Origin of the sequence: Agromyces sp. NPDC060279 (genome assembly GCF_042726785.1) — a bacterium.
Lineage (GTDB): Bacteria > Actinomycetota > Actinomycetes > Actinomycetales > Microbacteriaceae > Agromyces.
Window position 1 is genome coordinate 1,640,756 of the sequence record NZ_JBHXBK010000001.1, and the last position, 22,795, is coordinate 1,663,550.

Annotated in this window: 25 protein-coding genes; 17 read left to right on the forward strand and 8 right to left on the reverse strand. The window is 74.0% G+C overall.

Features of this window, described 5'->3' with window-relative positions; all coding sequences use genetic code 11:
• Nucleotides 1-10: 10 nt before the first annotated feature.
• The gene (locus ACFWE1_RS07770; RefSeq protein ID WP_376932885.1) at nucleotides 11-337 is read right to left on the reverse strand and encodes a hypothetical protein; all 327 of its coding nucleotides are present in this window, start codon (nucleotides 335-337) and stop codon (nucleotides 11-13) included.
• Nucleotides 338-550: 213 nt separating this feature from the next.
• Here ACFWE1_RS07770 and ACFWE1_RS07775 point away from each other — a divergent pair, with 213 nt between their 5' ends.
• From ACFWE1_RS07775 to ACFWE1_RS07855, 17 genes are all read left to right on the forward strand, one after another.
• Nucleotides 551-1,396 carry a flagellin gene (locus ACFWE1_RS07775; protein WP_376932886.1) on the forward strand — a complete coding sequence of 282 codons (846 nt, stop codon included), beginning with the start codon at nucleotides 551-553 and terminating at the stop codon, nucleotides 1,394-1,396.
• A 109-nt stretch (nucleotides 1,397-1,505) separates the two neighbouring features.
• On the forward strand, nucleotides 1,506-2,897 hold the full coding sequence (fliD, locus tag ACFWE1_RS07780; protein WP_376932887.1) for a flagellar filament capping protein FliD: 1,392 nt from the start codon (nucleotides 1,506-1,508) through the stop codon (nucleotides 2,895-2,897).
• 22 nt (nucleotides 2,898-2,919) lie between these two features.
• Nucleotides 2,920-3,321 carry a flagellar export chaperone FliS gene (gene fliS / locus ACFWE1_RS07785; RefSeq protein WP_189084217.1) on the forward strand — a complete coding sequence of 134 codons (402 nt, stop codon included), beginning with the start codon at nucleotides 2,920-2,922 and terminating at the stop codon, nucleotides 3,319-3,321.
• 67 nt (nucleotides 3,322-3,388) lie between these two features.
• Nucleotides 3,389-3,652 (forward strand): hypothetical protein, encoded by a 264-nt coding sequence (locus ACFWE1_RS07790; RefSeq protein WP_376932888.1) that lies wholly within the window; start codon nucleotides 3,389-3,391, stop codon nucleotides 3,650-3,652.
• 129 nt (nucleotides 3,653-3,781) lie between these two features.
• Nucleotides 3,782-4,126 carry a flagellar basal body protein gene (locus ACFWE1_RS07795; RefSeq protein WP_189084215.1) on the forward strand — a complete coding sequence of 115 codons (345 nt, stop codon included), beginning with the start codon at nucleotides 3,782-3,784 and terminating at the stop codon, nucleotides 4,124-4,126.
• Nucleotides 4,127-4,139: 13 nt separating this feature from the next.
• A complete protein-coding gene (locus ACFWE1_RS07800; protein ID WP_376932889.1) occupies nucleotides 4,140-4,532 on the forward strand; it encodes a flagellar basal body rod protein FlgC in 393 nt (130 codons plus the stop codon).
• Complete coding sequence (locus ACFWE1_RS07805; protein ID WP_376932890.1) at nucleotides 4,532-4,858, forward strand: flagellar hook-basal body complex protein FliE; 327 nt, start codon at nucleotides 4,532-4,534, stop codon at nucleotides 4,856-4,858. Before ACFWE1_RS07800 ends, ACFWE1_RS07805 begins: the two co-directional genes overlap by 1 nt.
• Entirely contained in the window at nucleotides 4,858-6,426 is a 1,569-nt protein-coding gene (gene fliF / locus ACFWE1_RS07810; RefSeq protein WP_376932891.1) for a flagellar basal-body MS-ring/collar protein FliF, read from the forward strand. The genes ACFWE1_RS07805 and fliF overlap by 1 nt, the downstream gene beginning before the upstream one ends.
• Nucleotides 6,423-7,439: a flagellar motor switch protein FliG gene (fliG, locus tag ACFWE1_RS07815; RefSeq protein WP_376932892.1), complete on the forward strand. Its 1,017-nt coding sequence runs from the start codon at nucleotides 6,423-6,425 to the stop codon at nucleotides 7,437-7,439. The genes fliF and fliG overlap by 4 nt, the downstream gene beginning before the upstream one ends.
• Complete coding sequence (locus tag ACFWE1_RS07820; RefSeq protein ID WP_376932893.1) at nucleotides 7,423-8,025, forward strand: FliH/SctL family protein; 603 nt, start codon at nucleotides 7,423-7,425, stop codon at nucleotides 8,023-8,025. Before fliG ends, ACFWE1_RS07820 begins: the two co-directional genes overlap by 17 nt.
• Complete coding sequence (locus tag ACFWE1_RS07825) at nucleotides 8,022-9,338, forward strand: FliI/YscN family ATPase (protein ID WP_376932894.1); 1,317 nt, start codon at nucleotides 8,022-8,024, stop codon at nucleotides 9,336-9,338. Before ACFWE1_RS07820 ends, ACFWE1_RS07825 begins: the two co-directional genes overlap by 4 nt.
• Nucleotides 9,335-9,757, forward strand: coding sequence for a hypothetical protein (locus ACFWE1_RS07830; RefSeq protein WP_376932895.1), 423 nt, complete (start codon nucleotides 9,335-9,337; stop codon nucleotides 9,755-9,757). Before ACFWE1_RS07825 ends, ACFWE1_RS07830 begins: the two co-directional genes overlap by 4 nt.
• Nucleotides 9,757-10,635, forward strand: coding sequence for a C40 family peptidase (locus ACFWE1_RS07835; protein WP_376932896.1), 879 nt, complete (start codon nucleotides 9,757-9,759; stop codon nucleotides 10,633-10,635). Before ACFWE1_RS07830 ends, ACFWE1_RS07835 begins: the two co-directional genes overlap by 1 nt.
• Nucleotides 10,632-11,996: a flagellar hook-length control protein FliK gene (locus ACFWE1_RS07840; RefSeq protein WP_376932897.1), complete on the forward strand. Its 1,365-nt coding sequence runs from the start codon at nucleotides 10,632-10,634 to the stop codon at nucleotides 11,994-11,996. The genes ACFWE1_RS07835 and ACFWE1_RS07840 overlap by 4 nt, the downstream gene beginning before the upstream one ends.
• Nucleotides 11,997-12,006: 10 nt before the next feature.
• The gene (locus tag ACFWE1_RS07845) at nucleotides 12,007-12,432 is read left to right on the forward strand and encodes a flagellar hook assembly protein FlgD (protein ID WP_189084206.1); all 426 of its coding nucleotides are present in this window, start codon (nucleotides 12,007-12,009) and stop codon (nucleotides 12,430-12,432) included.
• A gap of 82 nt (nucleotides 12,433-12,514) precedes the next feature.
• Complete coding sequence (locus tag ACFWE1_RS07850) at nucleotides 12,515-13,675, forward strand: flagellar hook protein FlgE (RefSeq protein WP_189084205.1); 1,161 nt, start codon at nucleotides 12,515-12,517, stop codon at nucleotides 13,673-13,675.
• Between the two features lie 165 nt (nucleotides 13,676-13,840).
• The gene (locus ACFWE1_RS07855) at nucleotides 13,841-14,827 is read left to right on the forward strand and encodes an arsenic resistance protein (protein ID WP_376932898.1); all 987 of its coding nucleotides are present in this window, start codon (nucleotides 13,841-13,843) and stop codon (nucleotides 14,825-14,827) included.
• Here ACFWE1_RS07855 and ACFWE1_RS07860 read toward each other — a convergent pair.
• From ACFWE1_RS07860 to ACFWE1_RS07890, 7 genes are all read right to left on the reverse strand, one after another.
• Nucleotides 14,811-15,161 carry a cupin domain-containing protein gene (locus ACFWE1_RS07860; protein ID WP_376932899.1) on the reverse strand — a complete coding sequence of 117 codons (351 nt, stop codon included), beginning with the start codon at nucleotides 15,159-15,161 and terminating at the stop codon, nucleotides 14,811-14,813. The genes ACFWE1_RS07855 and ACFWE1_RS07860 overlap by 17 nt on opposite strands.
• A 50-nt stretch (nucleotides 15,162-15,211) precedes the next feature.
• On the reverse strand, nucleotides 15,212-16,585 hold the full coding sequence (locus tag ACFWE1_RS07865; protein WP_376932900.1) for an NAD(P)/FAD-dependent oxidoreductase: 1,374 nt from the start codon (nucleotides 16,583-16,585) through the stop codon (nucleotides 15,212-15,214).
• 138 nt (nucleotides 16,586-16,723) lie between these two features.
• Nucleotides 16,724-18,277 (reverse strand): amidohydrolase, encoded by a 1,554-nt coding sequence (locus ACFWE1_RS07870; protein WP_376932901.1) that lies wholly within the window; start codon nucleotides 18,275-18,277, stop codon nucleotides 16,724-16,726.
• Nucleotides 18,274-19,419 carry an ABC transporter ATP-binding protein gene (locus ACFWE1_RS07875; protein ID WP_376932902.1) on the reverse strand — a complete coding sequence of 382 codons (1,146 nt, stop codon included), beginning with the start codon at nucleotides 19,417-19,419 and terminating at the stop codon, nucleotides 18,274-18,276. The genes ACFWE1_RS07870 and ACFWE1_RS07875 overlap by 4 nt, the downstream gene beginning before the upstream one ends.
• On the reverse strand, nucleotides 19,416-20,219 hold the full coding sequence (locus ACFWE1_RS07880; protein ID WP_230767314.1) for an ABC transporter permease: 804 nt from the start codon (nucleotides 20,217-20,219) through the stop codon (nucleotides 19,416-19,418). The genes ACFWE1_RS07875 and ACFWE1_RS07880 overlap by 4 nt, the downstream gene beginning before the upstream one ends.
• The gene (locus tag ACFWE1_RS07885; protein ID WP_376932903.1) at nucleotides 20,212-21,066 is read right to left on the reverse strand and encodes an ABC transporter permease; all 855 of its coding nucleotides are present in this window, start codon (nucleotides 21,064-21,066) and stop codon (nucleotides 20,212-20,214) included. The genes ACFWE1_RS07880 and ACFWE1_RS07885 overlap by 8 nt, the downstream gene beginning before the upstream one ends.
• Nucleotides 21,063-22,625, reverse strand: coding sequence for an amidohydrolase (locus ACFWE1_RS07890; RefSeq protein WP_376932904.1), 1,563 nt, complete (start codon nucleotides 22,623-22,625; stop codon nucleotides 21,063-21,065). The genes ACFWE1_RS07885 and ACFWE1_RS07890 overlap by 4 nt, the downstream gene beginning before the upstream one ends.
• Nucleotides 22,626-22,795: the final 170 nt, after the last annotated feature.

A 22,795-nucleotide genomic window follows, 5' to 3' on the forward strand; every position in this document is an offset into this window, starting at 1 on the left:
GCTCGTCCGACTAGAGCGTCTGCGAGGCGCCGGCGCTCGCGGCGGCCGCGACGGCGATCACGATGATCACGGCGGCGACGGCGACCCAGACGAGCAGGATGAGCCCGCTGATCACGATGCCCGTGATCGCCATGCCCCGACCTGCCGGCTCCTTCTTCACCCCGACCACTCCCAGGATGAGCGACAGCAGCGGGAGGAGGAAGGTGAAGCCGAAGACGATCGAGACGAGCGCCAGCACCATCGAGGTGATGCTGAGCCCACGGGGCGGGGGCGGCGGGGCGGCGGCCACCACGATCTGCGGCGGGAGCTGAGGCGGGACGGGCGGCTGGGTCGTCATTGGGATCCTTCTCTGCGCGAATGCGGTCCGGCGCTCGTGCGCGGCCCTGGAATTCCGGCCGACACGCGCGAACACGTGGCATCCCGAAGCCTACCCGGTGCGGGTGCACGCCCCGCGCGAGGTAGGTGTCCTAACGGAGCCGGATGCCGCGACCGAGAGTGGCTCTCGACGGTCCACGGATGGACCGCGACCGATCAAGGAAGAGATCACACCATGGGTATGCAGATCAACACCAACGTTGCGGCGTTCAACGCGCACCGCAACCTGACCAACACGCAGAACGAGCTGTCGAAGTCGCTCGAGAAGCTCTCGAGCGGTCTGCGCATCAACCGTGCTGCCGACGACGCCGCGGGCCTCGCGATCTCGGAGGGCCTGCGCTCGCAGATCTCCGGCACCAAGGTCGCGGCGCGCAACGCGCAGGACGGCATCTCCGTCATCCAGACGGCGGAAGGTGCGCTGACCGAGGTCCACAACATCCTCCACCGCATGCGCGACCTCGCGGTGCAGGGCGCCTCCGACTCGAACAACGCCGAGTCGCGCGCCGCGATCCAGAAGGAAGCCGACGCGCTGAGCCTCGAGCTCCACCGCGTCTCGGAGGGCGTGAACTTCAACGGGATCGACCTGCTCAAGGGCGGCTCGCTGAACTTCCAGGTGGGCGCCGGCGACACCGCGAACGACACGATCGCGGTGAACCTCGCCAACGTGGGCACCGCGGTCGGCACGCTGGCCTCGGCCGACGGCACCGCCGCCGGTGCGGGCTTCGTCGTCACCAGCAACGCGACCGCGAACACCACGCTGACCTCGATCGACACCGCCATCACGGCGATCTCGACCGCTCGCGCCGACCTCGGTGCGCAGCAGAACCGCTTCGAGTCGACCATCCGCACGCTGAACGTCTCGGCCGAGAACCTCTCGGCGGCCGAGTCGCGCATCCGCGACACGGACATGGCGGCCGAGATGGTCAGCTACACCCGCGCCAGCATCCTCTCGCAGGCCGGTACCGCGATGCTCGCCCAGGCCAACCAGGCCAACCAGGGCGTGCTGAAGCTCCTCGGCTAAGCCGCAGGGATCACCTGACCGAACCCGGCGGTGACCGAGGCGCTGCACTCCGCCCCGTCACCGCCGGGTTCGTCCCGTTCCACCGCACCACGACCGCAAGGAGCAACGCATGGGGATCTCCCTCGACGGCCTCGTGAGCGGCCTCAACACGACCGAGCTCATCGCGAAGCTCATGGCCGCCGAGGCCGCGCCGCGCGCGCTCCTCGTGCAGAACAAAGCGAAAGCCTCCTCCGTCGTCACCGACCTGCTCTCGCTGAACGCGCGCCTCGCCTCCCTCATGGAGCTCGCCCAGGGCGCGGCGAAGCCCGAGGCGCTGTCGAAGTTCACGACCTCCGCGTCCGACCCCTCCGTCTCGGTCGCGACCCGCCCCGGCGCCTCCGCCGGCGGTATCGACCTCACCGTGACCCGCGTCGCGAGCGCGCACGTCATGGTCTCCGCCGCGATGCCGAGCCTGCCGGGCGTTCCGCCCGTGCTCACCATCGTGCGCCCCGACGGCACCCGCACGCAGCTCGTCGCGAGCAGCAGCTCCATCGAAGACGTCGCCCGCGCCGTGAACAACGCGGAGCTCGGCATCCGCGCCACCCGCATCCAGGCCGGCACCGACGCCGGCGGTGCGGCCCTCTCGCGACTCCAGCTCGCCTCGGCCGAGACCGGCGCCGCGGCATCCTTCCGCGTCTTCATCGGCAGCGAGGCGGATGTCGACGCCGGCACCGCGACCGAGCTCACCGATCAGCCCGGCGCGGCGCTGCTGCGCCAGGGCGCCGACGCCCAGGTCACCCTCTTCGCCGGCACCGCGGCCGAACAGCAGCTGACGAGCGCCTCGAACACCTTCACCGACCTGCTCCCGGGCGTCGACGTCACGATCTCGAAGGTCACCTCGACCCCGGTCACGATCGACATCGCGCCGAACACGAAGGAGTCGGCCACGGCGGCGCAGGCGTTCCTCGACAAGATCAAGGACCTGCTCGCCTTCATCGACGCGAAGTCCGCGAGCACGAAGTCGACGGATGCCTCGGGCAACCCCATCACGGTCGTCGGCAGCTTCACGAGCGACTCGAACATCCGCACGCTCCGCCAGGCGCTCGTCTCGGCCATCCAGGGCCCGGTCGCCGGCAACTCGATCGCCCCCTTCGGCATCAGCGTCTCGAAGGACGGCGAGCTCGAGTTCGACGCCGAGAAGTTCCAGAAGGCGCTCGAGACGAACCCGGCCGCGGTGCGCTCGGCCTTCGCCACCGTCGCGACCCGCATCGAGGAGGTCACCGACCGGTACTCCGATCGCTTCGACGGCCTGCTCACCAAGCAGATCCAGGGGCGCCAGACGACGATCGCCGACATGGACAAGCAGATCGAGTCCTGGACGCGGCGGCTCGAACAGCGCGAGGCGACCCTGAAGCGCACCTATTCGGCGCTCGAAGTCGCCCTCAGCAGCATGAACAAGCAGTCCGACTACCTCGCCTCGCAGCTCGCGAACCTGCCGACGTGGTCGAGCTCGAACAAGTGATCCCCGCCCGGAAGGAGTCGGCATGACCGATCGGCTGAACGACTACCAGCGCACCGCCATCCTCTCGGCGAGCCCGGCGCAGCTGCTCACCATGCTCTACGACCGCCTGCTGCTCGACCTGGACCGTGCCGAGCAGGCCCAGCTCGCCGAGCAGTGGGGCGAGGCGAGCGCGCAGTTGCTGCACGCCCAGGACATCGTGAGCGAGCTGCAGCGCACCCTCGACGTGCGCGTCTGGGACGGCGCGAGCCGGCTCATGGCGATCTACGACTACGTGTACCAGTCGCTCGTGCGGGCGAACATTTCCCGCGACGTGGAGCTCACCCGCGAGTGCCAGGCGCGGCTCGAGCCGCTGCGCCAGGCGTGGCACGAGGCCGCCGCGATGCCGGTCGCCGCGCCGGTCGGCGGGGTCGCCCGTGTCGGCTGAGCCGACCGGCTCTGGAGCGGAGGACTCGGAGACGGCCGCGTTGGGGGCGGCCGCCTCGGAGCCACCGGTGGGCTGGGCCCGATGGCTCGACGAACTGGAGCTGGCGCTCGCGGCGGATGGCCCGGTCGCGCTACCCGAACCCGCCGGGCTCGATCCCCTGCCCGCCGAGCTCGCCTCCCGCGCGGCCGCCGTGCGCGAACGGATCGACGCGCGGGCCGCCGAGCTGCGCCGCGACCGCGACGAGACCGCCGCCGAGCTCGCCCGGCTCGGTGCGGCGGGAGCCGCGGCATCCTCCGCCCCGCGCCCCGCCTACCTCGACGCCACCGCCTGAACGGCCCGGCGCACCCGAGCGGCACCGCAGCTAACGGCGGCGGCACCCGCGACCGAGAGTGACCTTCGAGCACGGATCGCTCGAGACGAGGCCAGGGATCGGCCCCCCACCACGCACCCTGGGAGGATCGTGCTCGAATCCGTCTCCTCGCTCGCCCTCGCGAGCGCGCTCGACGGCCTCGCCGAGCGCCAACGGGCGATCGCGAACAACATCGCGAACGTGAACACGCCGTTCTACACGGCCAAGCGCGTCCAGTTCGAGGACGCCCTGGCCGCCTCCATCGAGGCCGGCGACGGCCGCGTGCGCGCGACCACCCAGAACTCGCTGGAGCCGACGAAGCTCAACGGCAACAACGTCAACCTCGACACCGAGACGCTGTCGAACATCGACACCGTGCTGCGGTACCAGTTCGCGGCGCAGGCCGCGAACGGCCAGTTCACCTCCCTGCGCACCGCGATGCGCACCAACGGATGACCCGGAGGACCCCATGACCTTCGACGCGATCGGCATCGCCGGCTCCGCTCTGACCGTGCACCGCAAGTGGCTCGACGCGGTCTCGGACAACCTCGCCAACATCAACACGGCGACGCCCACGAACGGCGACGCCTTCCAGGCGCGCTACGTCATCGCCCAGGCCGGCGAGGGCACCTCGGGCGTGTACGTGCAGGGCGCCGCGTACGGCGACGCCGAGGGCCGCATGGTCTACGAGCCGGACCACCCGCTCGCCGACGCGGAGGGCTACGTGCGGTACCCGGACATCGACCTCTCCAGCCAGATGGGCTCGCTGATCATGGCGCAGCGCGGCTACCAGGCGAACGCGGCCGTCGTCGACCGCGCCCGCGAGACCTACATGTCGGCCCTGCAGATCGGACGCAGCTGATGCCCATCCCCGGAGTGAACGGCGTGCAGGCCGGCGTGCAGGCGGTGGCGCAGAGCGGCTACCTCGAGCCCGACGCGAGCCGCACGGGCGGGGTCGCCGGCACCGGCGGCGCGGCCTTCGCGGGCGTGCTCGGCGCCGTCGACGGGGCCCAGGCGCTGCAGGCCGAGTCGAAGACGCTCGCGCTGAAGGCCGTCACCGGCGACCTCACCGACATCCACCAGGCCACGCTCGCGTCCTCGCGCGCGGCCGTCACGCTCGAGCTCGTCGCCGCCGTGCGCAACAAGGGCGTCGAGGCCTTCAACGAGATCATGCGGATGCAGGCCTGATGCCCGCCCCCGTCAAGGCCGGCCTCGCCCGGATCGGTGCGTTCGTCGGCGGCTTCAGCACCGCGCAGCGGGTGCTCGCCGTGCTCGCGGTCGGCCTGCTCGTGCTCGGCGTCGTCGGGCTCGCCGCCTGGCTCACGAAGCCGTCGTACACGCCGCTGTTCAGCGGGCTGTCCGGCTCCGACGCGAGCGCCGTCGTCGAGCAGCTGCGCTCCGGCAACGTGCCCTACGAGCTCGCCGACGGCGGCACCACGGTCCTCGTGCCCGAGCAGGTCGTCTACGAGGAGCGGATCAAGGCGGCCTCCGCCGGCCTCCCGGCGAACTCCGACGGCGGCGGCTACGCGCTGCTCGACGACCTCGGCATGACCACCTCCTCCTTCCAGCAGTCGGTGACGTACAAGCGCGCCATCGAGGGCGAGCTCGCGTCGACGATCAAGGCGATGAAGGGCGTGCGCTCGGCCTCCGTGCAGCTCGCGCTGCCCGAGGAGACCGTGTTCGTCTCCGAGAAGGTCGACCCGACGGCATCCGTCTTCATCGAGACCGAAGCCGGTACGAGCCTCTCGACGACGCAGGTCAACGCAATCACCCACCTCACGAGCGCCGCGGTCGAGGGCATGAAGGCCTCCGACGTCGCGGTCGTCGACGCCGACGGCAACGTGCTGTCCGCGGTCGGCGTCGGCGCCTCGGGCGGGGCCGAGAGCCGCGCGGCCGACTACGAGACCCGCACCACGACGGCCGTGCAGCAGATGCTCGACCGGATCGTCGGTTCCGGCAACTCCAGCGTCGCGGTCGCCGCGACGATCAGCGACGAGTCAGCCGAGGTCACCACCGAGCGCTTCGAGGGCACCGACGAGACGCCCGCGCTGAACGAGTCCGTGAACACCGAGACCTACACCGGCACGGGCGGAGCCCAGGCCGGCGTGCTCGGCCCCGACAACATCGCGGTCCCGGGCGGCACGGGCGGCGACGGCACGTACACCTCCGAGCAGCGGGTGCAGAACAACGCCGTCGACAAGGTCACCGAGACCCGCAGCATCCCGGCCGGCGCCGTCGCCAGGCAGACCGTGTCCGTCGCGATCGACCGCACCGCGGCGAAGGGGCTCTCCTCGAACGCGATCCAGGATCTCGTCGCGGCGGCGGCAGGCATCGACCGCCAGCGCGGCGACGCCGTGAACGTCGAGCTCGTCGACTTCAGCACCGCCGACTCGGAGCGGGCCACCGAGGCGCTGCGCTCCGCCGAGGCGCAGGCCGAGCAGGACCGCATCGCCGAACTCATCCGCTGGGGCGCCATCGCGCTCGTGACGCTCGTCGTCGGCGTCGTCGGCGCGATCATCATCGCCCGCCGCCTGCGCCCGCGCCGCGAGCCGCTCGAGCTCGAGGAGGCCGTGCCGCACTACACGCAGGTGCTCGAGTCCGCGCCGGAGCCCATCGCCCTCGACGCGCCGACGGAGCCGATCGGCCCCGACCCGGCCGAGAGCCGCCGCAGCGACATCGCCCGGATGGCCCAGCAGGACCCCGAGCGCACCGCGAAGCTGCTGCGCGCCATGCTCGATGATCGGAGCGCCGGGTGAACGACGCCGCGACGATGACGGGCGCCCAGAAGGTCGCCCTCGTGCTGATGAACCTCGAGCGCGACCAGGCGGCCGCGCTGCTCAAGGAGTTCAGCGAGACGGAGGCGGAGGAGATCGCCGCCGAGATCATCCGGCTGCAGCGCGTCGACCTCGACGCCGCGGACCACGCGATCGCCGAGTTCCACGAGCTCGCGATGCGGGGCCGGCTCGCGGCCCGCGGCGGCCTCGACGTCGCGGAGGGGCTGCTCGAGTCCTCCTTCGGCAGCGAGCGCGCCACCGGCGTGATGAACCGCGTCGCCTCCTCGCTCGCCGGGCGCTCCTTCGAGTTCCTCGACACGGCGGAGCCCGCCCAGGTCATCTCGCTGCTCGAGGCCGAGATGGCCGAGACGGTCGCCCTCGTGCTCACCCACTTGCGCACCCCGCAGGCCTCGAACATCCTCGCCGCGCTGCCCGACGTCCGTCGCGCCGACGTCGCCGAGTGCATCGCCGGGCTGTCGAGCGCGACGCCCGCCGCCGTGGCCATCGTCTCCCAGGTGCTGAAGTCGCGCGCCGCCTCGATGATCTCCCCGCGCAGCGCCGCCGAGGTGACCGGCGGCGTGCAGCCGCTCGTCGACATCATCAATCGCGCCCCCGTCGCCACCGAGAAGGCCGTGCTGGAGGCGCTGGAGCAGCGCAACCCCGAGCTCGCCGCCGAGGTGCGCAGCCGGCTGCTGACCTTCACCGACCTGGTGCGCTTCGAGGACCGCGACGTGCAGCTCATCGTGCGCGGCATCGACATGGGCGTGCTCGCCCTCGCCCTCCGCGGGGCGCCCGCCGCCGTCGAAGAGAAGATCCGCGGCAACCTCTCGGAGCGCAACCGCGAACTGCTGAACTCCGAGGTCGAGCTGCTCGGCCAGGTGCGCGTCTCGCAGGTCGAGGAGGCGCGCGCCGAGCTCGTGCGCACCATCCGCGAGCTCGCCGAGGAGGGCCGCATCACCGTGCAGCGAGGGGACGCCGATGAGTTCGTCTCGTGAGGCCGCCTTCGGCACGATCGACTTCCCGCGAATCGGGCGCCAGGGCGAGGCGGATGCCGCGGCCGAGGAGCGCGGCTACGCGCAGGGGCTCGCCGCCGCGCGCCGACGCACCGAGGCCGAGCGCGAGGAGCTGCTGAGCGCGATCGCCGCGCAGGCCGCCGAGCGTGAGGCGCGCCGCGACGCCGAGCACCGGGCCGCGATCGAGGCGCTCGTGCTCGCCCGCACGGTGCTCGAAGCGGCCGCGCTGCCGGTGCTCGCCGCAGCCGAGCGGCAGCTCGCGGAGGGCGCGCTCGCCCTCGCCGAGACGGTGCTCGGCGCCGAGCTCGCCGCGGACCCGGACGGCGCGGCCCGGGCGGCCCTCGGCCGGGCGCTCGATCACGACGACGCCGCGCTCGTCGTGCGCGTGCGGATGCATCCTTCCGCCCTCGCCCGCGTCGCCGACGCGGCGCCCGAGCACCTCGAACTCGTCGCCGACGCCGCCCTCGGCGAGGCGGACGCCGTCGCCGAACTGCCCGACGGCCTCGTCGACGCCCGCATCGCCGCGGCCCTCGACCGGGCCCGCCGCGCCATCCGGGAGTCGCGATGACGACGCTCCTCGAGGCCCCCGCCTTCCGCTCCGCGCTGGACGCGGCCCGACCGGCCCGCCTCGGCCGGGTGCGCAGCGCCGTCGGGCTCGCGCTCGAGGTCGAGGGCCTGCCGCTCGCGGTGGGCGAGGTCGTCGAGCTCGGCGGGGCTTCCGCGGAGGTCGTCGCCGTGCGCCCGGGCGCGGCCTCGTGCATGCTGCTCACCCCGCTCGATGCCCCCGCCGTCGGCCTGCCCGTGCACCGGGTCGCGGGCACCGCGACCGCCCCGGTCGGCCGCGGCCTCCTCGGCCGCGTGATCGACGGCCTCGGGCGCCCCATCGACGGCCGCGGCCCGATCCGCGCCGAGGCGCAGGTGCCGCTGCGGCATCCCTCGCCCCCGCCGCTCGACCGCGCCCGCATCGACCGCCGGCTGCAGACCGGGGTGCGCGTGCTCGACGCGCTCGTGCCGCTCGGCCGCGGGCAGCGACTCGGCCTCTTCGCGGGTTCGGGCGTCGGCAAGTCGACCCTGCTGTCGATGATCGCCCGCGGCTCCGAGGCGGAGGTCTCGGTCATCGCGCTCATCGGCGAGCGCGGCCGCGAGGTGCGCGAGTTCCTCGAGGACGACCTCGGCCCCGCCGGCCTCGCCCGCTCGGTGGTCGTCGTGGCGACGGCCGACGAGCCGGCGCCGATGCGCCTGCGCGCCGCGCAGCTCGCCACCCGCATCGCCGAGCACGAGCGCGAGCGCGGCGCCCATGTCGTGCTCATGATGGACTCCCTCACCCGCGTCGCCATGGCGCAGCGCGAGGTCGGCCTCTCGGCCGGTGAACCGCCCGCGACCCGCGGCTACCCGCCCTCGACGTTCGCCCTGCTCGCACGGCTCCTCGAGCGTGCCGGCGCCGGCACGAGCGGCTCGGTCACCGGGCTCTACACCGTGCTCGTCGACGGCGACGACCACAACGAGCCCATCGCCGACCAGGCCAGGTCGCTGCTCGACGGGCACGTCGTGCTCGATCGGCGCATCGCCGTGGCCGGACGCTACCCCGCGGTCGACGTGCTCGGCTCGGTCTCCCGCGTCGCCGGCCGGATCACCCCGCCCGCGGAGCTCGCCGATGCCGCCGCCCTGCGCCGCGCCCTCGCCGCGCGCACCCAGGCGCAGGACCTCATCGACGTCGGCGCCTACCAGCCCGGCGCGAACCCGCTCGTCGACGCGGCGCTCGCGAACGAGCAGGCGATCGACGCGTTCCTCCGGCAACGGCTCGGCGAGTCGACGCCGCTGGAGCAGACCACCGCCGCGCTCGCGGCGCTCGTCGCTGCGATCGGAGGTGCCGCGGCATGAAGGGATTCCGCTTGGACGGCCTGCTGCGGGTGCGGCGGGTGCAGGAGGAGCGCACGGCGAGCGTGCTCGCCTCGCGCACCGCGAAGCTGCGCGACAGCGAGGCCCTGCGCGCCCGGGCGCATCGTGAGCTCTCCGCGTACGGGGAGCCGGGCACCCAGCTCGAGACCCTGCGCGCGATCGCCGCGGCACGGGCGTCGAGCGAGGCGATGCTCGCCGAGCTCCTCGCCGCGAGCACCCTGCTCGAGGCCGAGGTCGACGAGGCGAAGCTGACGCACGACGAGGCGCGCCGCCGCGTGCGCACCCTCGAGCGCATGGAGGCCGCGCACGTCGAGGCCGAGCTCGCGACCGAGCTGCGCGTCGAGCAGAACCGACTGGACGAGATCGCGAACGGGCGCAGAGCCCGCGGAGGGGAGGAGTGATGGCCGCCGTCGACGCCGTCGCCCGCATGCAGGAGATCAGCCAGACCGTCGCCGCGCTGCAGGGCCGCCAGGCCGCCGCGAGCGACGGCACGGCCTTCGCCCAGGCGCTGCTCGCCGCGCTCGGCGCGAACGGGACCACCGCCGCGAACGGGGCCTCCGGCGCCTCGCTCGACCGCAGCGGGTCGCTCGCCCAGGGCGTCACCGGGGAGGACCTCGTCGCCGAGGCGAAGACCTGGGTCGGCGTGCCGTACGTGCTCGGCGGCAACGACCGTTCGGGCGTCGACTGCTCGGGCCTCGTGCAGCAGGTGCTCGCGAAGTTCGGCATCGACGCCGAGCGCCGCGTCTCGCTGCAGACCGATCTCGGCGTCGAGGTGCCGTCGATGGCGCAGGCTCAGCCGGGCGACCTCATCATCACGAACAACGCCGACCACGTCGTGATCTACGCGGGCGACGGCATGATCGTGCACGCGCCGTACGAGGGCCGCACGGTCTCGTACCAGAAGAACTACCTCGACGAGTCGGACGTGCTGACGATCCGCCGGGTCGTGCCGGATGCCGGGCAGCCCGTCGCGGCTGCTCCGGCGGCGGCCACGGCCGGAGCCGGCGCGCTCGGCGGCGCGGAGGTCGCGGCGCAGCTGCAGGCGCTGCTGGCCTCGTCGGGCGGCGGGCTCAACGGGCTCGGAACGGCCGGCATGCTGAGCGCCCTGCTCAGCCTCGGCGGCACGGGCGGGCTGGGCTCCGGGCTCGGCACGCTCGGCTCCGGCCTCGGTTCCGTGGGAGCCGCCTCCAGCCTCGGCGCGGGTGCGCAGGGCGCCGGCGGGCTCGGCGACCTCGTCGCCGCGGCCCAGCTGCAGGCCATCCTCCGGAGCGCCGCATGACCGCGATCGCCCCCGCGCTCCCCGCGCCCGCGCCCGCCGCGCGGACGGGCGGCACGGCGAGCGGCGGCACGGCGAGCGGCGGCGGGGCGCACGACGGCGGCTTCGCGGCCGCGCTCGCGGGCGTCGCGAGCACGGCGCAGCCGGCGGATGCCTCGACCGCCGCGCCCGGCAGTGGCACGAGCACCGGCACGACGCCCGACAGCGGCGCCGCGCAGCAGCCGGCGAGCGAGGCCGCCCTCGATGCAACCGTCGCCGCTGCACTCCCCGCGGCCTTCGCCCCGACGGCCCCGGCGCCGGCTCCCTCCGCGGAGCCCGGGCTCCCGCTGGCGCAGACCGAGCCCGGTGCGGTCCAGGACGGGGCGCTCGTCGTGAGCGGTGCGGGCGACGGCGACGCCGCGGTCGATGCCGCGCTCGCCTCGGCCGCTGCTCCCGCGGCTGCCGCGAGTCCGAGCACGAACGGCGCGGCGGCGAGCAGCACCCCGGCCGGCACGCCGAACAGCGCCCCGGGTGTCGCGGGCGGCGGGCCTGCCGACGCGATCGCCGGCGACGGGCTCGGCGGCGGGCCGGGCTCCGAGCTCGGCGGCGGGGCGGGCGGCGGGGCGCAGGACGGCACTGCCTCGAGCACCGCACGGGCGGCCGCGGAACCGAACGGTGCCGCATCCGCCGCACCCGCCGCATCCGCGCGCGAGAGCCGGACCATCGGCGACGCCCGGGCATCCGCTTCCGCCGCGGCCGAGGCATCCACCGCACCGACCGGCTCGGCCGGCGCGGCGAGCCCCGCCATCCCCGCCCCCGCTCCGTCGGCGGTCCCGGCGACGCCGACCACGGCGGCATTGGGAGACGGGATCGCGGCGCTCGCGGCATCCGCACCCAGCTCGCCCGCGGCGACCACCGCGCCGACGGCGCCCGCCGCGGCCCCGGCCGCAGCCTCCGCCGCGACCGCCCCGCCGCTCGCCGAGCAGCTCGGCGGCCACCTCGTCTCGCTCGCCCGCCGCGGCCCCGGGGAGCACCTCGTGTCGGTGCGGGTCGCGCCGGAGGAGTTCGGCCCCGTCACCGTGCGCGCCGTCGTCGGCGCCGACGGGCACGTGCGCGTCGAGCTGCATGCCCCGAGCGACGCGGGCCGCGAGGCCCTGCGCCAGGCGCTCGGCGACCTCCGCCGCGACGGTGCGGCCGCCGGCCTCTCCGGCTCGCTCGACCTCGCCTCGCAGGACCGCGACGGCGGACGCCAGGCCGGCGACGACGCCCGCACCGCCGCCCCCGCCGAGGAGCCGCGCGTCGCCGCGCCCGCGCGCGCCCTCGCCCCGACCCCCGTCCCCACCGGACCGATGCCGCTCGGCACCGGCCTCGACGTGATCGCCTAGGAGGCACCGGATGACCGTCGACTCCGTGAACGCGACCGCCGGCAGCGCCGGTGCGAGCATGTACACCGGCCAGGTGGCGACCCGCCGGCCGAAGCAGGAGATGGACGGCGAGCTGTTCCTCAAGCTGCTCGTCACCCAGCTCGCCAACCAGGACCCGAGCTCGCCCATGGACACCAACGCCATGATCGGGCAGACCACGCAGCTCGCCACGATGGAGCAGCTGACGGCGCTGTCGAAGCGGCAGGAGGAGTCCTTCTCCCTGCAGATGCGCACCGCCGCGGCCGCCCTGATCGGCAAGGAGGTGGAGTACCTCGACGCCGACGGCAAGACCGTGAAGGGCGTCGCCGGCTCCGTGTCCTTCGCCGGCCCGATCCCGACCGTCGACGTGGGCGGGGTCTCCGTCGCGCTCGACAAGCTCTCCGCCGTCCGCACCTGACCCCGTCGCGGCATCCGCTCGCGACCGCACCGACCACCACGACCGACCCCGCGCTCCAGCGCACGACCGAAAGGACGCCACCGTGCTCCGCTCGATGTTCTCCGGGATCTCCGGACTCCGCGCCCACCAGACCATGCTCGACGTCACCGGCAACAACATCGCCAACGTCAACACCACCGGGTTCAAGGGCTCGGCGACGCAGTTCCAGGACACGCTGTCGCAGCTCATCCAGGGCGGCGGCGCGCCCGGCGCCGCGATCGGCGGCACGAACCCCGCCCAGATCGGCCTCGGCGTGCAGATCGCCGGCATCAGCACGAACTTCACCCAGGGCTCCGCGCAAGCGACCGGTCGCGCGAGCGACCTGATGATCTCGGGCGACGGCTTCTTCGTCGTCAACGCGGGCGGCGAGACGCTGTACACCCGGGCCGGCTCGTTCGACTTCGACGCGCAGGGCCGCCTGGTGTCGCCGAACGGCGGCTTCGTGCAGGGCTGGATGGCCCAGAACGGCGTCGTGAACCAGGGCGCCGGGCTGCAGAACATCACCCTCCCCCGCGGTGTCGTCGCCCCGGCCGTGCCGACCACCTCGGTGCGGTTCACCGGCAACCTGCCGCTGGACGCCGCCGCCGGCACCGAGATCGTCCGCGACATCGACGTCTACGACGCCTCGGGCAACGCCACGAGCGTCACCCTCTCGTTCACGCGCAGCGCGACCGGTTGGGACGTCGCCTCGGGCGGCACCAACCTCGGCGCGATGACCTTCGTCGACGGCCAGCCGACGGGCATCACCTCGGTCACCGTCGCGGGCGCGACGATCGACCTCGCCGGGGTCACCGGCTTCGCCGACCTCAGCACGCTGAAGGTCGCCGGGCAGGACGGCCGCCCCGCCGGCACGCTCGACGCCTACTCGATCGGCCCGGACGGCACGATCACGGGCACCTTCTCGAACGGCGCCACGCAGGCCGTCGGGCGCATCGCCCTCGCGACCTTCGTCAACCCGGGCGGCCTCGAGAAGGCCGGCGACTCCTCGTACCGGGCGACCGCGAACTCGGGCGCCGTCGAGCTCGGCGCCGCCGGCGACCCCGGCTACGGCAAGCTCGCGAGCGGCTACCTGGAGATGTCGAACGTCGACCTCTCGCAGGAGTTCACGAACCTGATCATCGCGCAGCGCGGCTTCCAGGCGAACGCCCGCATCATCACCACGAGCGACGAGGTGCTGCAGGAGCTCACGAACCTGAAGCGGTAGTCCGGCGAGCCCGGCTTCCGGGTCGCTTCCGCGTCGGTTCCGCATCGCGGGCACCGTCTGCGCCACTTCGTGCTCCACGCGCCATCTGTACTGGCGCAGCGCGGTCGAAGTGGCGCAGACGGGCGGCGCACGCCATCCCGGCCCGGTCGTCCCTAGGCTGGAGCGGTGCGGCGGGCGATCGAGTGGTGGGACCGGCACCAGCTCGCGCTCGCCATCGCCGCCATCCTCGGGGGCGCGGCGATCGGCCTCACGGCGCCGGCCGTCGCCCCGGCGCTCTCCTCGGCGACGAATCCGGTGCTGGCCCTGCTGCTGTTCGCGACGTTCCTGGGCGTGCCGATCGACGGCGTCGGGCGTGCGCTGCGGGACGCCCGCTTCCTCGGCACGGTGCTGCTCGTGAACTTCGTCGCGGTGCCGCTCCTCGTCTTCGGCCTCTCGCGCCTCGTCGCCGACGACCGGGGCCTGCTCCTCGGCGTGCTGCTCGTGCTGCTCACGCCGTGCGTCGACTACGTGATCGTGTTCACGGGCCTCGCCGGCGGGGCGCGCGACCGGCTCCTCGCCGCGACCCCGCTGCTCATGGTGCTGCAGCTCGTGCTGCTGCCCGGCTTCCTCTGGCTGTTCGCGGGCGCGGACGCGCTCGCCCTCCTCGACCCCTGGCCGTTCCTCGAGGCGTTCCTCGTGATCATCGTCGTGCCGCTCGCCGCGGCCGTCCTCGTGCAGGCGCTCGCCCGGCGCTACCGAACCGCCCGCGCGCTCGAGCGGGGCCTGGCCGGGGCGATGACCCCGCTGCTGATGCTGACGCTCGCGGTCGTCGTCGGCTCGCAGATCGCGGCGGTCGGCGCCGAGGCCGTCGCGGTCGCGCGGCTCGTGCCCCTCTCCCTCGGCTTCGCCGCGGTCATGGTGGGCGTCGGCATCCTGGCGGGGCGGATGGCCCGCCTCGACGTCCCGCGCACTCGCGCCGTCGTCTTCAGCGGGGTCACCCGGAACTCGCTCGTCGTGCTCCCGCTCGCCCTCGCCCTGCCGGCGAGCCTCGCGATCGCCCCGCTCGCGGTCGTCACGCAGACGCTCGTCGAGCTGGTGTGCCTGCTCGTGCTGGTGCGGCTCGTGCCGAGACTCGTGCCCGCGGGCGTGGCCCCGCTCAGTCGTCGATCGTGATGTAGGTCTTGCGCAGCGTCTCGTGCACGTGCCAGACGCCCTCCCAGCCGCTCGGCATCACGAGCGTGTCGCCCGCGCCGATGGTGGCCCGCTGCCCGCCCGTCGTCTCGACGGTGACGGAGCCCGAGAGGATCTGGCAGATCTCGGTGTAGCCGTCGCGGCGGGCCGTGAAGCTGCCGGGCGAGCACTCCCAGAAGCCCACCTCGGTACCGCCCCCGCTCCAGAGCGGGCTCGTCGCCTCGACGACGCCCGGCGTCGTGGCGGTCGGCTTCGGGGCCGGCTCGCCGAGGTCGGTGGCGAGCGGCTGGGACTGGATGACGAACTCGACGGTCATGCTGGTTCCTCTCGTGAGCGTGGAATCGTGGCCCGGTGCCGTGCGCGGCCTCAGTGCCGTCCGGCGATGAGGTCGGCGAGCCTGGCGGTCGGCGCGGTCGTGCGGCGCCCGGCGAACTCGGCCCGGTCGGCGTTGCGGTAGAGCCCGTAGATGCCCTGCACGGCGAGCCAGCGCAGCGGCTCGAACTCCCACTTGCGCGCGCGGTGCCCCACCCAGGGCAGCCGCACGAGCTCGGTGTCGCGCTGCAGCACCAGGTCGGCGAGGGTGCGCCCGGCGAGGTTCGTCGCGGTCACGCCCGTGCCGACGTAGCCGCCGGCCCAGCCGAGCCCGGTCGAGGCATCCAGTCCCACCGTGGCGGCCCAGTCGCGCGGCACGCCGAGCACGCCCGCCCAGCCGTGCGCGATCGGCACGTCGGCCGCGGCGGGGAAGAAGCGGCGCAGCAGCGCCGTGAGCGACTCGATCGTCTGCGCCTGGGTGGCCCCGTCGGTGTCGACGCGCGAGCCGTAGCGGTACGGCACGCCGCGGCCGCCGAACGCGATGCGGTCGTCGGCCGTGCGCTGCGCGTACATGTAGACGTGCGCGAAGTCGCCGAGGGTGTCGCGGCCGGCCCAGCCGAGCTCGTCCCACACCGCGGCGGGGATGGGGTCGGTCACGATCATCGAGGAGTTCATCGGCAGCCAGCGCCGGTGCTCGCCCTTCAGATTCGCCGTGAAGCCCTCGGTCGCGCGCAGCACGTGCCCCGCGCGCACGACGCCGCGCTCGGTGACGGCCTCGCCCGGACGGATCTCGGTGACGAGCGTCTGCTCGAGGATCGGCACGCCGAGCGCCTCGACCGCGGCGGCGAGGCCGCGGGCGAGCTTCGCCGGGTGCACGCGGGCGCAGTGCGGGTGCCACACGCCGCCGAGCGTGCCGGCGACGTTGACGCGGGCGGCGGATGCCTCGGCCGAGAGCAGCTCGACGTCGGCGCCGGGCCACTCGGCCTCCGCCGCGGCGAAGGCCTGCAGGCGTGCCAGCTGGGCGGGGGCGTACGCCACGTTGAGCTCGCCGCCCTTCACGAGGTCGGCGTCGATGCCCTCGGCCTCAGCGACCCGGGCGACCTCGTCGACCGTCTCGTTCAGGGCGCGCTGCTGGGCGATGGCGGCCTGCCGGCCGTGCGACTTCGCGTAGCGCTCCCGGCCGCCGGTCACGGAGTTGGTGAGCCATCCGCCGTTGCGCCCGGAGGCGCCGAAGCCCGCGAAGCGCGCCTCGAGCACGACGACCCGGAGGTCGGGCTGCAGCGTCTTCAGGTAGTACGCCGTCCAGAGGCCCGTGTAGCCGCCGCCGACGATCGCGACGTCGACGTCGAGATCGCCGTCGAGTCCCTTGCGCGGCGCCGGGAGCCCCAGCTGCTGCCACCACCACGACACTCCGCCGTTGCCCGTCATCCCTGCCTCCTTGCGACGTTCCGTCCGACGACGGCCGTCCGTTCGATCATGCGGGACGCCCCGGCCGGGGCGCCACCGTCCAACTGCTGGCTTTCCGGACTCCGTCCGGACGATATGTCGTGCGGGCGCGGCCGGCGCTCACCGGCGCTCCGCGACCGTGCGGCCGCCGACGATCGTGCGCTCGACGCCGATCCCGCCGATCTCGCCGGGCGCGACCGTGTAGGGGTCGGCGTCGAGCACCACGAGGTCGGCGCGCAGGCCGGGAGCGATCCGCCCCTTCTCCCGTTCCTCGCCGACGCCCTCGGCCGCCCAGCTCGTGAACATCCGCACGGCGTCGCGCACGGGGATCCGCTCGGGCGAGGGCCCGCCGTCGGCGCCGGTGCGTCCGGCCGCGCCGGCGATGTTCGCGAGCGGGCCGACCGCGTCGGGCACGGTGCCCGTCGAATCTGTCGCGCCGATCACCCGGTGGCCGGCGGCGACGAGGCTCGCAAGCGGCTGGAAGCCCTCCCGGTCGGCGTCGGACGAGGTCGCGAAGTGCGGCGTCGCGACGAGCCCGACCCCGGCGGCCGCGATCCGCGGCAGATCCGCGAGGTCGACGTAGTCGCCGCCGTGCTCGATCCGGTGCCGCACCCGTGCGGGCCGCACGCGGCGGGCCGCGCTCACGGCGTCGCAGGCGAGGCGGATGGCCCGGGGCGTGACGGCGTGCATCATGAGCTGCACCCCCGCGGCATCCGCCCGGTCGACGAAGCGCGCGAGCTCCTCCGGCGCCCACTTGACGTCGTCGCGAGCATGGCCGAGCCCGTCGCCGCCCTCGCCGTCGACGAAGATCTTCACGCCACCGAAGCGCAGCCACTCGTCGCCGAAGCCCGACTCGGGGCCCCAGGCGAGCACCTCGTCGAGGCTCGCGGTGCGCGGCACGTGCGTGAACCAGCGCACCCGGAACGGCAGCTCACCCGCCTGCGCCAGCCGGTGCAGGGCGCGCACGTCGTCGGCCGAGGTCGAGATCGTGCTGAGGCTCGTGGTGCCCTGGCGGGCGAACACCGGCACGGCGTGGGCGCGGAGCGCGGCCATCGCCTCCTCGACGGTGCACGTGGGCAGCCGGTCCCACACCTCGGTGAAGACGCCCGTGGGGCCGTCCGCGTCGCGGTGCACGGTGATCCAGTCGGGCAGCGCGTCGGGGTCGGCGAGGCCGAGCTCGCGCATCGCGGCCGTGTTCAGGCAGGCGACGTGGAGGCCGGCGAGCACGACGACTGGCTGCGCCGGGCTCACCCGGTCGAGCTCGACCCGGTGCGGCAGCCGGCCCTCGGCCACGTCGCGCTGCAGCCCGAAGGGGCCGCGGCCGATGATCCAGCCCTCGGGCTTCGCCCGGCGCGCGGCGGCGAGCACGTCGAACATCTCGGCGAGGCTGCGGTGACCGTGCAGCGGCACGTGGTGCTCGAGCGCCTGCACGGTGAGCTCGAGGTGGCAGTGCCCGTCGACGAAGCCGGGCAGCACGACGAGCCCGTCGAGCTCGACCGTCTCGTCGGCGTCGCGGATCCCGCCGGGCTCGGCGACGCGCACGATGCGGCCGTCACGCACGAGCAGCTCGGCGGGGCGGGGTGCGTCCTCCTCGTCGACGAGCACGCGGGCGCCGCGGTACGCGACGGCGGGGCCGGGAACGAGGGATGCCTCGTCCGCCACGATGCCGCTCACGCCGCCCGCTCCGAGGCCACGGGAGCAGGCACGACGACGGCGTGCTCGGCGTCCCAGCCGACCACGACCGTGTCGCCGAGGGCGATCGGGGCGGGAGCGTCGACGCCGTCGTGCAGCAGGCCGCCCGAGCCGTCGGCGTAGCGCAGGGTCACCCGGCGGAACGCGCCGAAGTACGCGATGTTCACGACCCGCGCCTCGACCCGGTTCTCGCCGCCCGAGCCCGCACCGCCCGAGGCATCCGCCGCCCTGACGAGGCGCAGCCGCTCGGGGCGCACGACGACCGCGGCCGAGCCGCTCGCCGGGCCGTCGCCCGTGAAGCGCAGCGTCTGCTCGCCGAAGCGCAGCGCGCCGGGACCCGCGAGCTCGCCCCGGAACACGTTCGACTCGCCCAGGAACTCGGCAGCGAAGAGCGAGGCGGGCCGCTCGTACAGCTCCGCGGGCGTCCCGACCTGCACCACGCGGCCCCGGTCGAAGAGCACGATCCGGTCGGAGAGGCCGAGCGCCTCGCCCTGATCGTGCGTGACGAAGAGGAACGTCGTGCCGACCTCCCGGTGGATGCGGCTGATCTCGACCTGCATCCGGTCGCGGAGGGCCTTGTCGAGCGCGCCGAGCGGCTCGTCCATGAGCAGCACCGGAGGCCGGTAGACGAGCGCGCGGGCGAGGGCGACGCGCTGCTGCTGCCCGCCCGAGATCTGCTTCGGCGTGCGGTCGCCCAGGCCGTCGAGGCGCACCATCGCGAGCGACTCCTCGATGCGCGCGCCGATCTCGGCCTTCGACAGCCCCCGGCCGTGCAGGCCGAAGGCGATGTTCTCGCGCACCGTCATGTGCGGGAAGAGCGCGTAGTTCTGAAACACGACGCCGAGGTTGCGCTTGCTCGGCGGCAGCGCCGTGACGTCGGCACCGGCGATCTCGATCCGGCCCGAGCTCGGCTTCGCGAAGCCCGCGATCGTGTTCAGCGTCGTCGTCTTGCCCGAGCCGCTCGGGCCGAGGAACGTGACGAACTCGCCGGGCTCGACGGTGAGGGAGACGTCGTCGACGCCGATCGTGCCCGAGCGGAAGCGCTTCGTGACCCGGTCGAGGCGCACCCCGCCGGTGCGCGTGGTGGGGGCCGGCTGCGCGGCCGTGGCGCTGCGGTCGGTCATGAGCTGCTCGCTTTCTGGCTGGAGCGCCGGCGGGTGAAGGCCGGCAACAGGACGATCGCCGTGGTGAGGGCGAGGATGACGGTGGAGACGGCCGCGATCGTGGGGTCGACCTCGTTCGTGACGCTGACGAACATCTCGATCGGCAGGGTGCGGATCGCGGGCGACTGCAGGAAGCTCGCCGCGACGACCTCGTCGAAGGAGGTCACGAAGGCGAACAGCGCCCCCGCGCCCACGCCCGGCGCGATCGCCGGCAGCGTGACCCTGACGAAGGTGCGCCACGGGCCCGCGCCGAGGCTCGCCGCGGCGCGCTCCAGCATCGGGTCGGTGGTGCTGAGGCTCGACGTCACCGTCACGATGACGAAGGGGATCGCGAGCACCGTGTGCGCGAGCAGGAAGCCGAGCAGGTTGCCCGTGAGCTGCCAGCGCAGGTACACCGAGTAGATCGCGACCGCCGAGACGATGCCGGGCACGATCATCGGCGCGACGAGCACGCCCGTCGCGAGGGCGGCGACGCGGCCGCCGAGGCGGTGGATGCCGAGGGCCGCCGCCGTGCCGAGCACGGTGCAGATCAGGGTGACGAGCACGCCGACGAGGATCGAGGTGCCGATCGCCGAGGTCCAGCGCTGGTCGGTGAAAAGGTTCACGTACCAGTCGACCGAGAGGCCGTCCGGGGGGAACTTGAAGCTCCGCTTCTCCGCGAAGGAGATCGGCACGACCACGAGCAGCGGCGCGACGAGCAGCACGGCGACGAGGATCGCCCAGAGGCGCAGGCCCCAGCCGGCGCGGGTGGTCTCATCCATCGTCGCGGCCTCCGTCCGTCTTCGCGCCCGGCACGAGCGCGCGCACCCCGCCGCCGACGGCGAGCAGCAGCACGACCGTGATGACGAGCAGCACGACCGAGATGGCCCCGGCGCCCGGGAAGTCGAGCAGCTTGCCGACCTTCGTCTCGATCAGCTGGCCGACGAGGGACTGCTGCGGCGAGCCGATCAGCCGCGGCGTCACCCAGAAGCCGAGGCTCAGGATGAAGACGAGCACCGAGCCCGCGGCGACGCCCGGCACGGACAGCGGCAGGTACACGGTGCGGAAGGCGCGGAAGCGCGAGGCCCCCATCGAGTGCGCCGCGCTCAGCAGCCGCCGGTCGATGCCGGTCATCGTGTTGAACAGCGGCAGCACCATGAACGGCAGCAGCACCTGAGTCATCGCGATCGTGACGCCCAGCTGTGAGCCGAGCAGCTTAACCCCGTCGAGGCCGATGAAGCCGAGGAACCCGGCGACCGGGCCGCTCGGCTGCAGCAGCACGATCCACGCGAAGGTGCGCGCCATGAGGCTCGACCAGAACGGCAGCAGCACGAGGAAGAGCAGGAAGGTGCGCATCCCGGGGCCGCAGAGGCTCATCAGGTACGCGTACGGGTACGCGAGCAGGAGCGTGACGACGGTCACGAGCAGGGCGACCACGAGGGTGCGCACGAGGATCGTCACGGTCGTCTCGTTCGTGACGAGGTCGACGTACTGGCCGAAGCCCGGCGTGGGCTCCAGGAAGCTCCGCGCCGAGAGCGCGAACACCGGGTACACGAAGAAAACGAGCACCACGACGAGCGCCGGGAGCAGCAGCAGCACGGCCCAGCCGCGCGAGCGCGCGGAGCTCATGCCGAGTCCTCCCGCCGCCACACGACCTCGCCGCCGACGACGGTCAGCTCGGCCTCGAGGCCGGCGAGCCGCTCGGGCGACAGGGTGCGCGGGTCCTCGGCGTAGACGGCGCAGTCGCCGTGCATGCCGATTCCCAGCGCGCCGATGCGGCGCTCGTTGAACCCGGCCTCCGCGGCGAACTCGGTGTAGGTGCGCACCGCGGTGTGCACGTCGACCGCCTCCTCGGGGGCGACGATCACGCCGGAGCCGGTGCGCCGGTCGAGCATGCGCGCCACGCCGAACCAGGGGTTCGTCGCGAAGGGCTGCGTGCCCCCCGTGTCGGAGTTGCCCGGCGGGCGCATGCCCGCCTCGACGAGCGTGCGGTACGCGTAGACGCCGGTGCCGGCATCGGCGTGGATGAAGCCCGCCGTCGGCACCGCGATCACCTCGAGCTCGCGCATCCGGCGCACGATCGCGTCGTCGACCCAGAGGTTCGCGGCGTGCTCGAGCCGCGTGCGGCGGTCGCCGGGGCCGGCGACGCGCGCGGCCTCCTCGATCGCGTCGAGGGCGAGGTGCTGGGCGAGGTCGCCGATCGCGTGGATCCACACCTGCAGCCCGGCGCGGTGCGCGACGGTCAGCAGGTGCACGATCTCGGCGTACTGGCGGGTGTTCGTGCTCCAGTGCCCCGGGCTCTTGTCGAGGTGCGCCGAGTCGAACGCGGAGGTGTCGTCGCCGTCGAGGAACACCTTCAGCCCGCCGAGCCAGAGCCGCTCGTCGCCGAAGCCGGAGGCGAGCCCCGTCTCGGCGAGCTGCTCGGGTGAGCGGAGGATGGCGTGGAGGCCGGGTGCGACGGTCAGCGTGAGGCTGAGCCGGGCGGGCAGCTCGCCGGCGGCGCGGAGCGCCTGGTAGGCACGGATGCCGTCGGCCGTCGCCGGCAGCTCGTAGATGGTGGTCACACCGTGCCTGGCGAAGGACTCGCGCAGCTCGTCGCGCAGCATCGCCCGCAGCCGCTCGGGCGGCGGGGCCGGCACGGGGAAGAGGTGGTAGCCCTCCTCGACGATGCCGCTCGGGGCACCGTCCTCGCCGATCACGACGAGGGTGCCGACGGGCGAGGTGGCGCCGCGGACGAGTCCGGCCCGCTCCAGGGCCGCCGTGTTCGCGGTGAGCCGGTGCATGCTCTCGCGCACGAGGATCGGCACCTCGCGGGAGACCGCATCGAGTTCGTCTCGGCTCGGCAGGTCCTGGCCGTAGGTGCCCTGTGCGACGAGCCAGCCGTCGACGCCGTCGGCGACGGCCGCGGCCAGCCGGGCGAGCGTCTCGGCGCGGGGCGCCCGCCGCACGTCGAGCCAGTCGCGGCTCAGGGCGCAGAACTCGACGTGGGTGTGCGAGTCGATGAGGCCGGGCAGCACAGTGCGGCCGTCGAGCTCCACGACGGGGGTGCCGGGCCGGGCGGCGGCGAGCACCTCCTCGGTGGTGCCGACGACGCGCACGGCGCCGTGCTCGATGAGCAGTGCTTCGGCGTCCGGCGTGCCGGGGTGCAGGGTGGCGATGGTGCCGCCCACGAGGGCGAGGTCGTTCATGTGGCTCCGTCGATGGCTCGGATGCGGGCTGGGGACGCGCGTCGGCGCGGGCGGATGGGCGGTGGGGGGGGGGGGTGGTGGGGGGGGAGCCCAGGGAGCCCTCCCGCCCACCAGGGCTCCCCCTGATGACCACCCCCCTCCTTTCTCCCCCCCCCACAATGCTTGCTCTC

What these genes read in the sequence shown, in the direction of transcription:
- ACFWE1_RS07825 (WP_376932894.1), top strand. Translation starts at nt 8,022, where the DNA reads ATGACGACGCTCCTCGAGGCCCCCGCCTTCCGCTCCGCGCTGGACGCG.
- fliF (WP_376932891.1), top strand. Translation starts at nt 4,858, where the DNA reads ATGCCCGCCCCCGTCAAGGCCGGCCTCGCCCGGATCGGTGCGTTCGTC.
- ACFWE1_RS07830 (WP_376932895.1), top strand. Translation starts at nt 9,335, where the DNA reads ATGAAGGGATTCCGCTTGGACGGCCTGCTGCGGGTGCGGCGGGTGCAG.
- fliD (WP_376932887.1), top strand. Translation starts at nt 1,506, where the DNA reads ATGGGGATCTCCCTCGACGGCCTCGTGAGCGGCCTCAACACGACCGAG.
- ACFWE1_RS07845 (WP_189084206.1), top strand. Translation starts at nt 12,007, where the DNA reads ATGACCGTCGACTCCGTGAACGCGACCGCCGGCAGCGCCGGTGCGAGC.
- ACFWE1_RS07860 (WP_376932899.1), bottom strand. Translation starts at nt 15,161, where the DNA reads ATGACCGTCGAGTTCGTCATCCAGTCCCAGCCGCTCGCCACCGACCTC.
- ACFWE1_RS07875 (WP_376932902.1), bottom strand. Translation starts at nt 19,419, where the DNA reads ATGACCGACCGCAGCGCCACGGCCGCGCAGCCGGCCCCCACCACGCGC.
- ACFWE1_RS07775 (WP_376932886.1), top strand. Translation starts at nt 551, where the DNA reads ATGGGTATGCAGATCAACACCAACGTTGCGGCGTTCAACGCGCACCGC.
- ACFWE1_RS07805 (WP_376932890.1), top strand. Translation starts at nt 4,532, where the DNA reads ATGCCCATCCCCGGAGTGAACGGCGTGCAGGCCGGCGTGCAGGCGGTG.
- ACFWE1_RS07770 (WP_376932885.1), bottom strand. Translation starts at nt 337, where the DNA reads ATGACGACCCAGCCGCCCGTCCCGCCTCAGCTCCCGCCGCAGATCGTG.
- ACFWE1_RS07885 (WP_376932903.1), bottom strand. Translation starts at nt 21,066, where the DNA reads ATGAGCTCCGCGCGCTCGCGCGGCTGGGCCGTGCTGCTGCTGCTCCCG.
- ACFWE1_RS07880 (WP_230767314.1), bottom strand. Translation starts at nt 20,219, where the DNA reads ATGGATGAGACCACCCGCGCCGGCTGGGGCCTGCGCCTCTGGGCGATC.
- fliS (WP_189084217.1), top strand. Translation starts at nt 2,920, where the DNA reads ATGACCGATCGGCTGAACGACTACCAGCGCACCGCCATCCTCTCGGCG.
- ACFWE1_RS07820 (WP_376932893.1), top strand. Translation starts at nt 7,423, where the DNA reads ATGAGTTCGTCTCGTGAGGCCGCCTTCGGCACGATCGACTTCCCGCGA.
- ACFWE1_RS07840 (WP_376932897.1), top strand. Translation starts at nt 10,632, where the DNA reads ATGACCGCGATCGCCCCCGCGCTCCCCGCGCCCGCGCCCGCCGCGCGG.
- ACFWE1_RS07865 (WP_376932900.1), bottom strand. Translation starts at nt 16,585, where the DNA reads ATGACGGGCAACGGCGGAGTGTCGTGGTGGTGGCAGCAGCTGGGGCTC.
- ACFWE1_RS07835 (WP_376932896.1), top strand. Translation starts at nt 9,757, where the DNA reads ATGGCCGCCGTCGACGCCGTCGCCCGCATGCAGGAGATCAGCCAGACC.
- ACFWE1_RS07890 (WP_376932904.1), bottom strand. Translation starts at nt 22,625, where the DNA reads ATGAACGACCTCGCCCTCGTGGGCGGCACCATCGCCACCCTGCACCCC.
- ACFWE1_RS07800 (WP_376932889.1), top strand. Translation starts at nt 4,140, where the DNA reads ATGACCTTCGACGCGATCGGCATCGCCGGCTCCGCTCTGACCGTGCAC.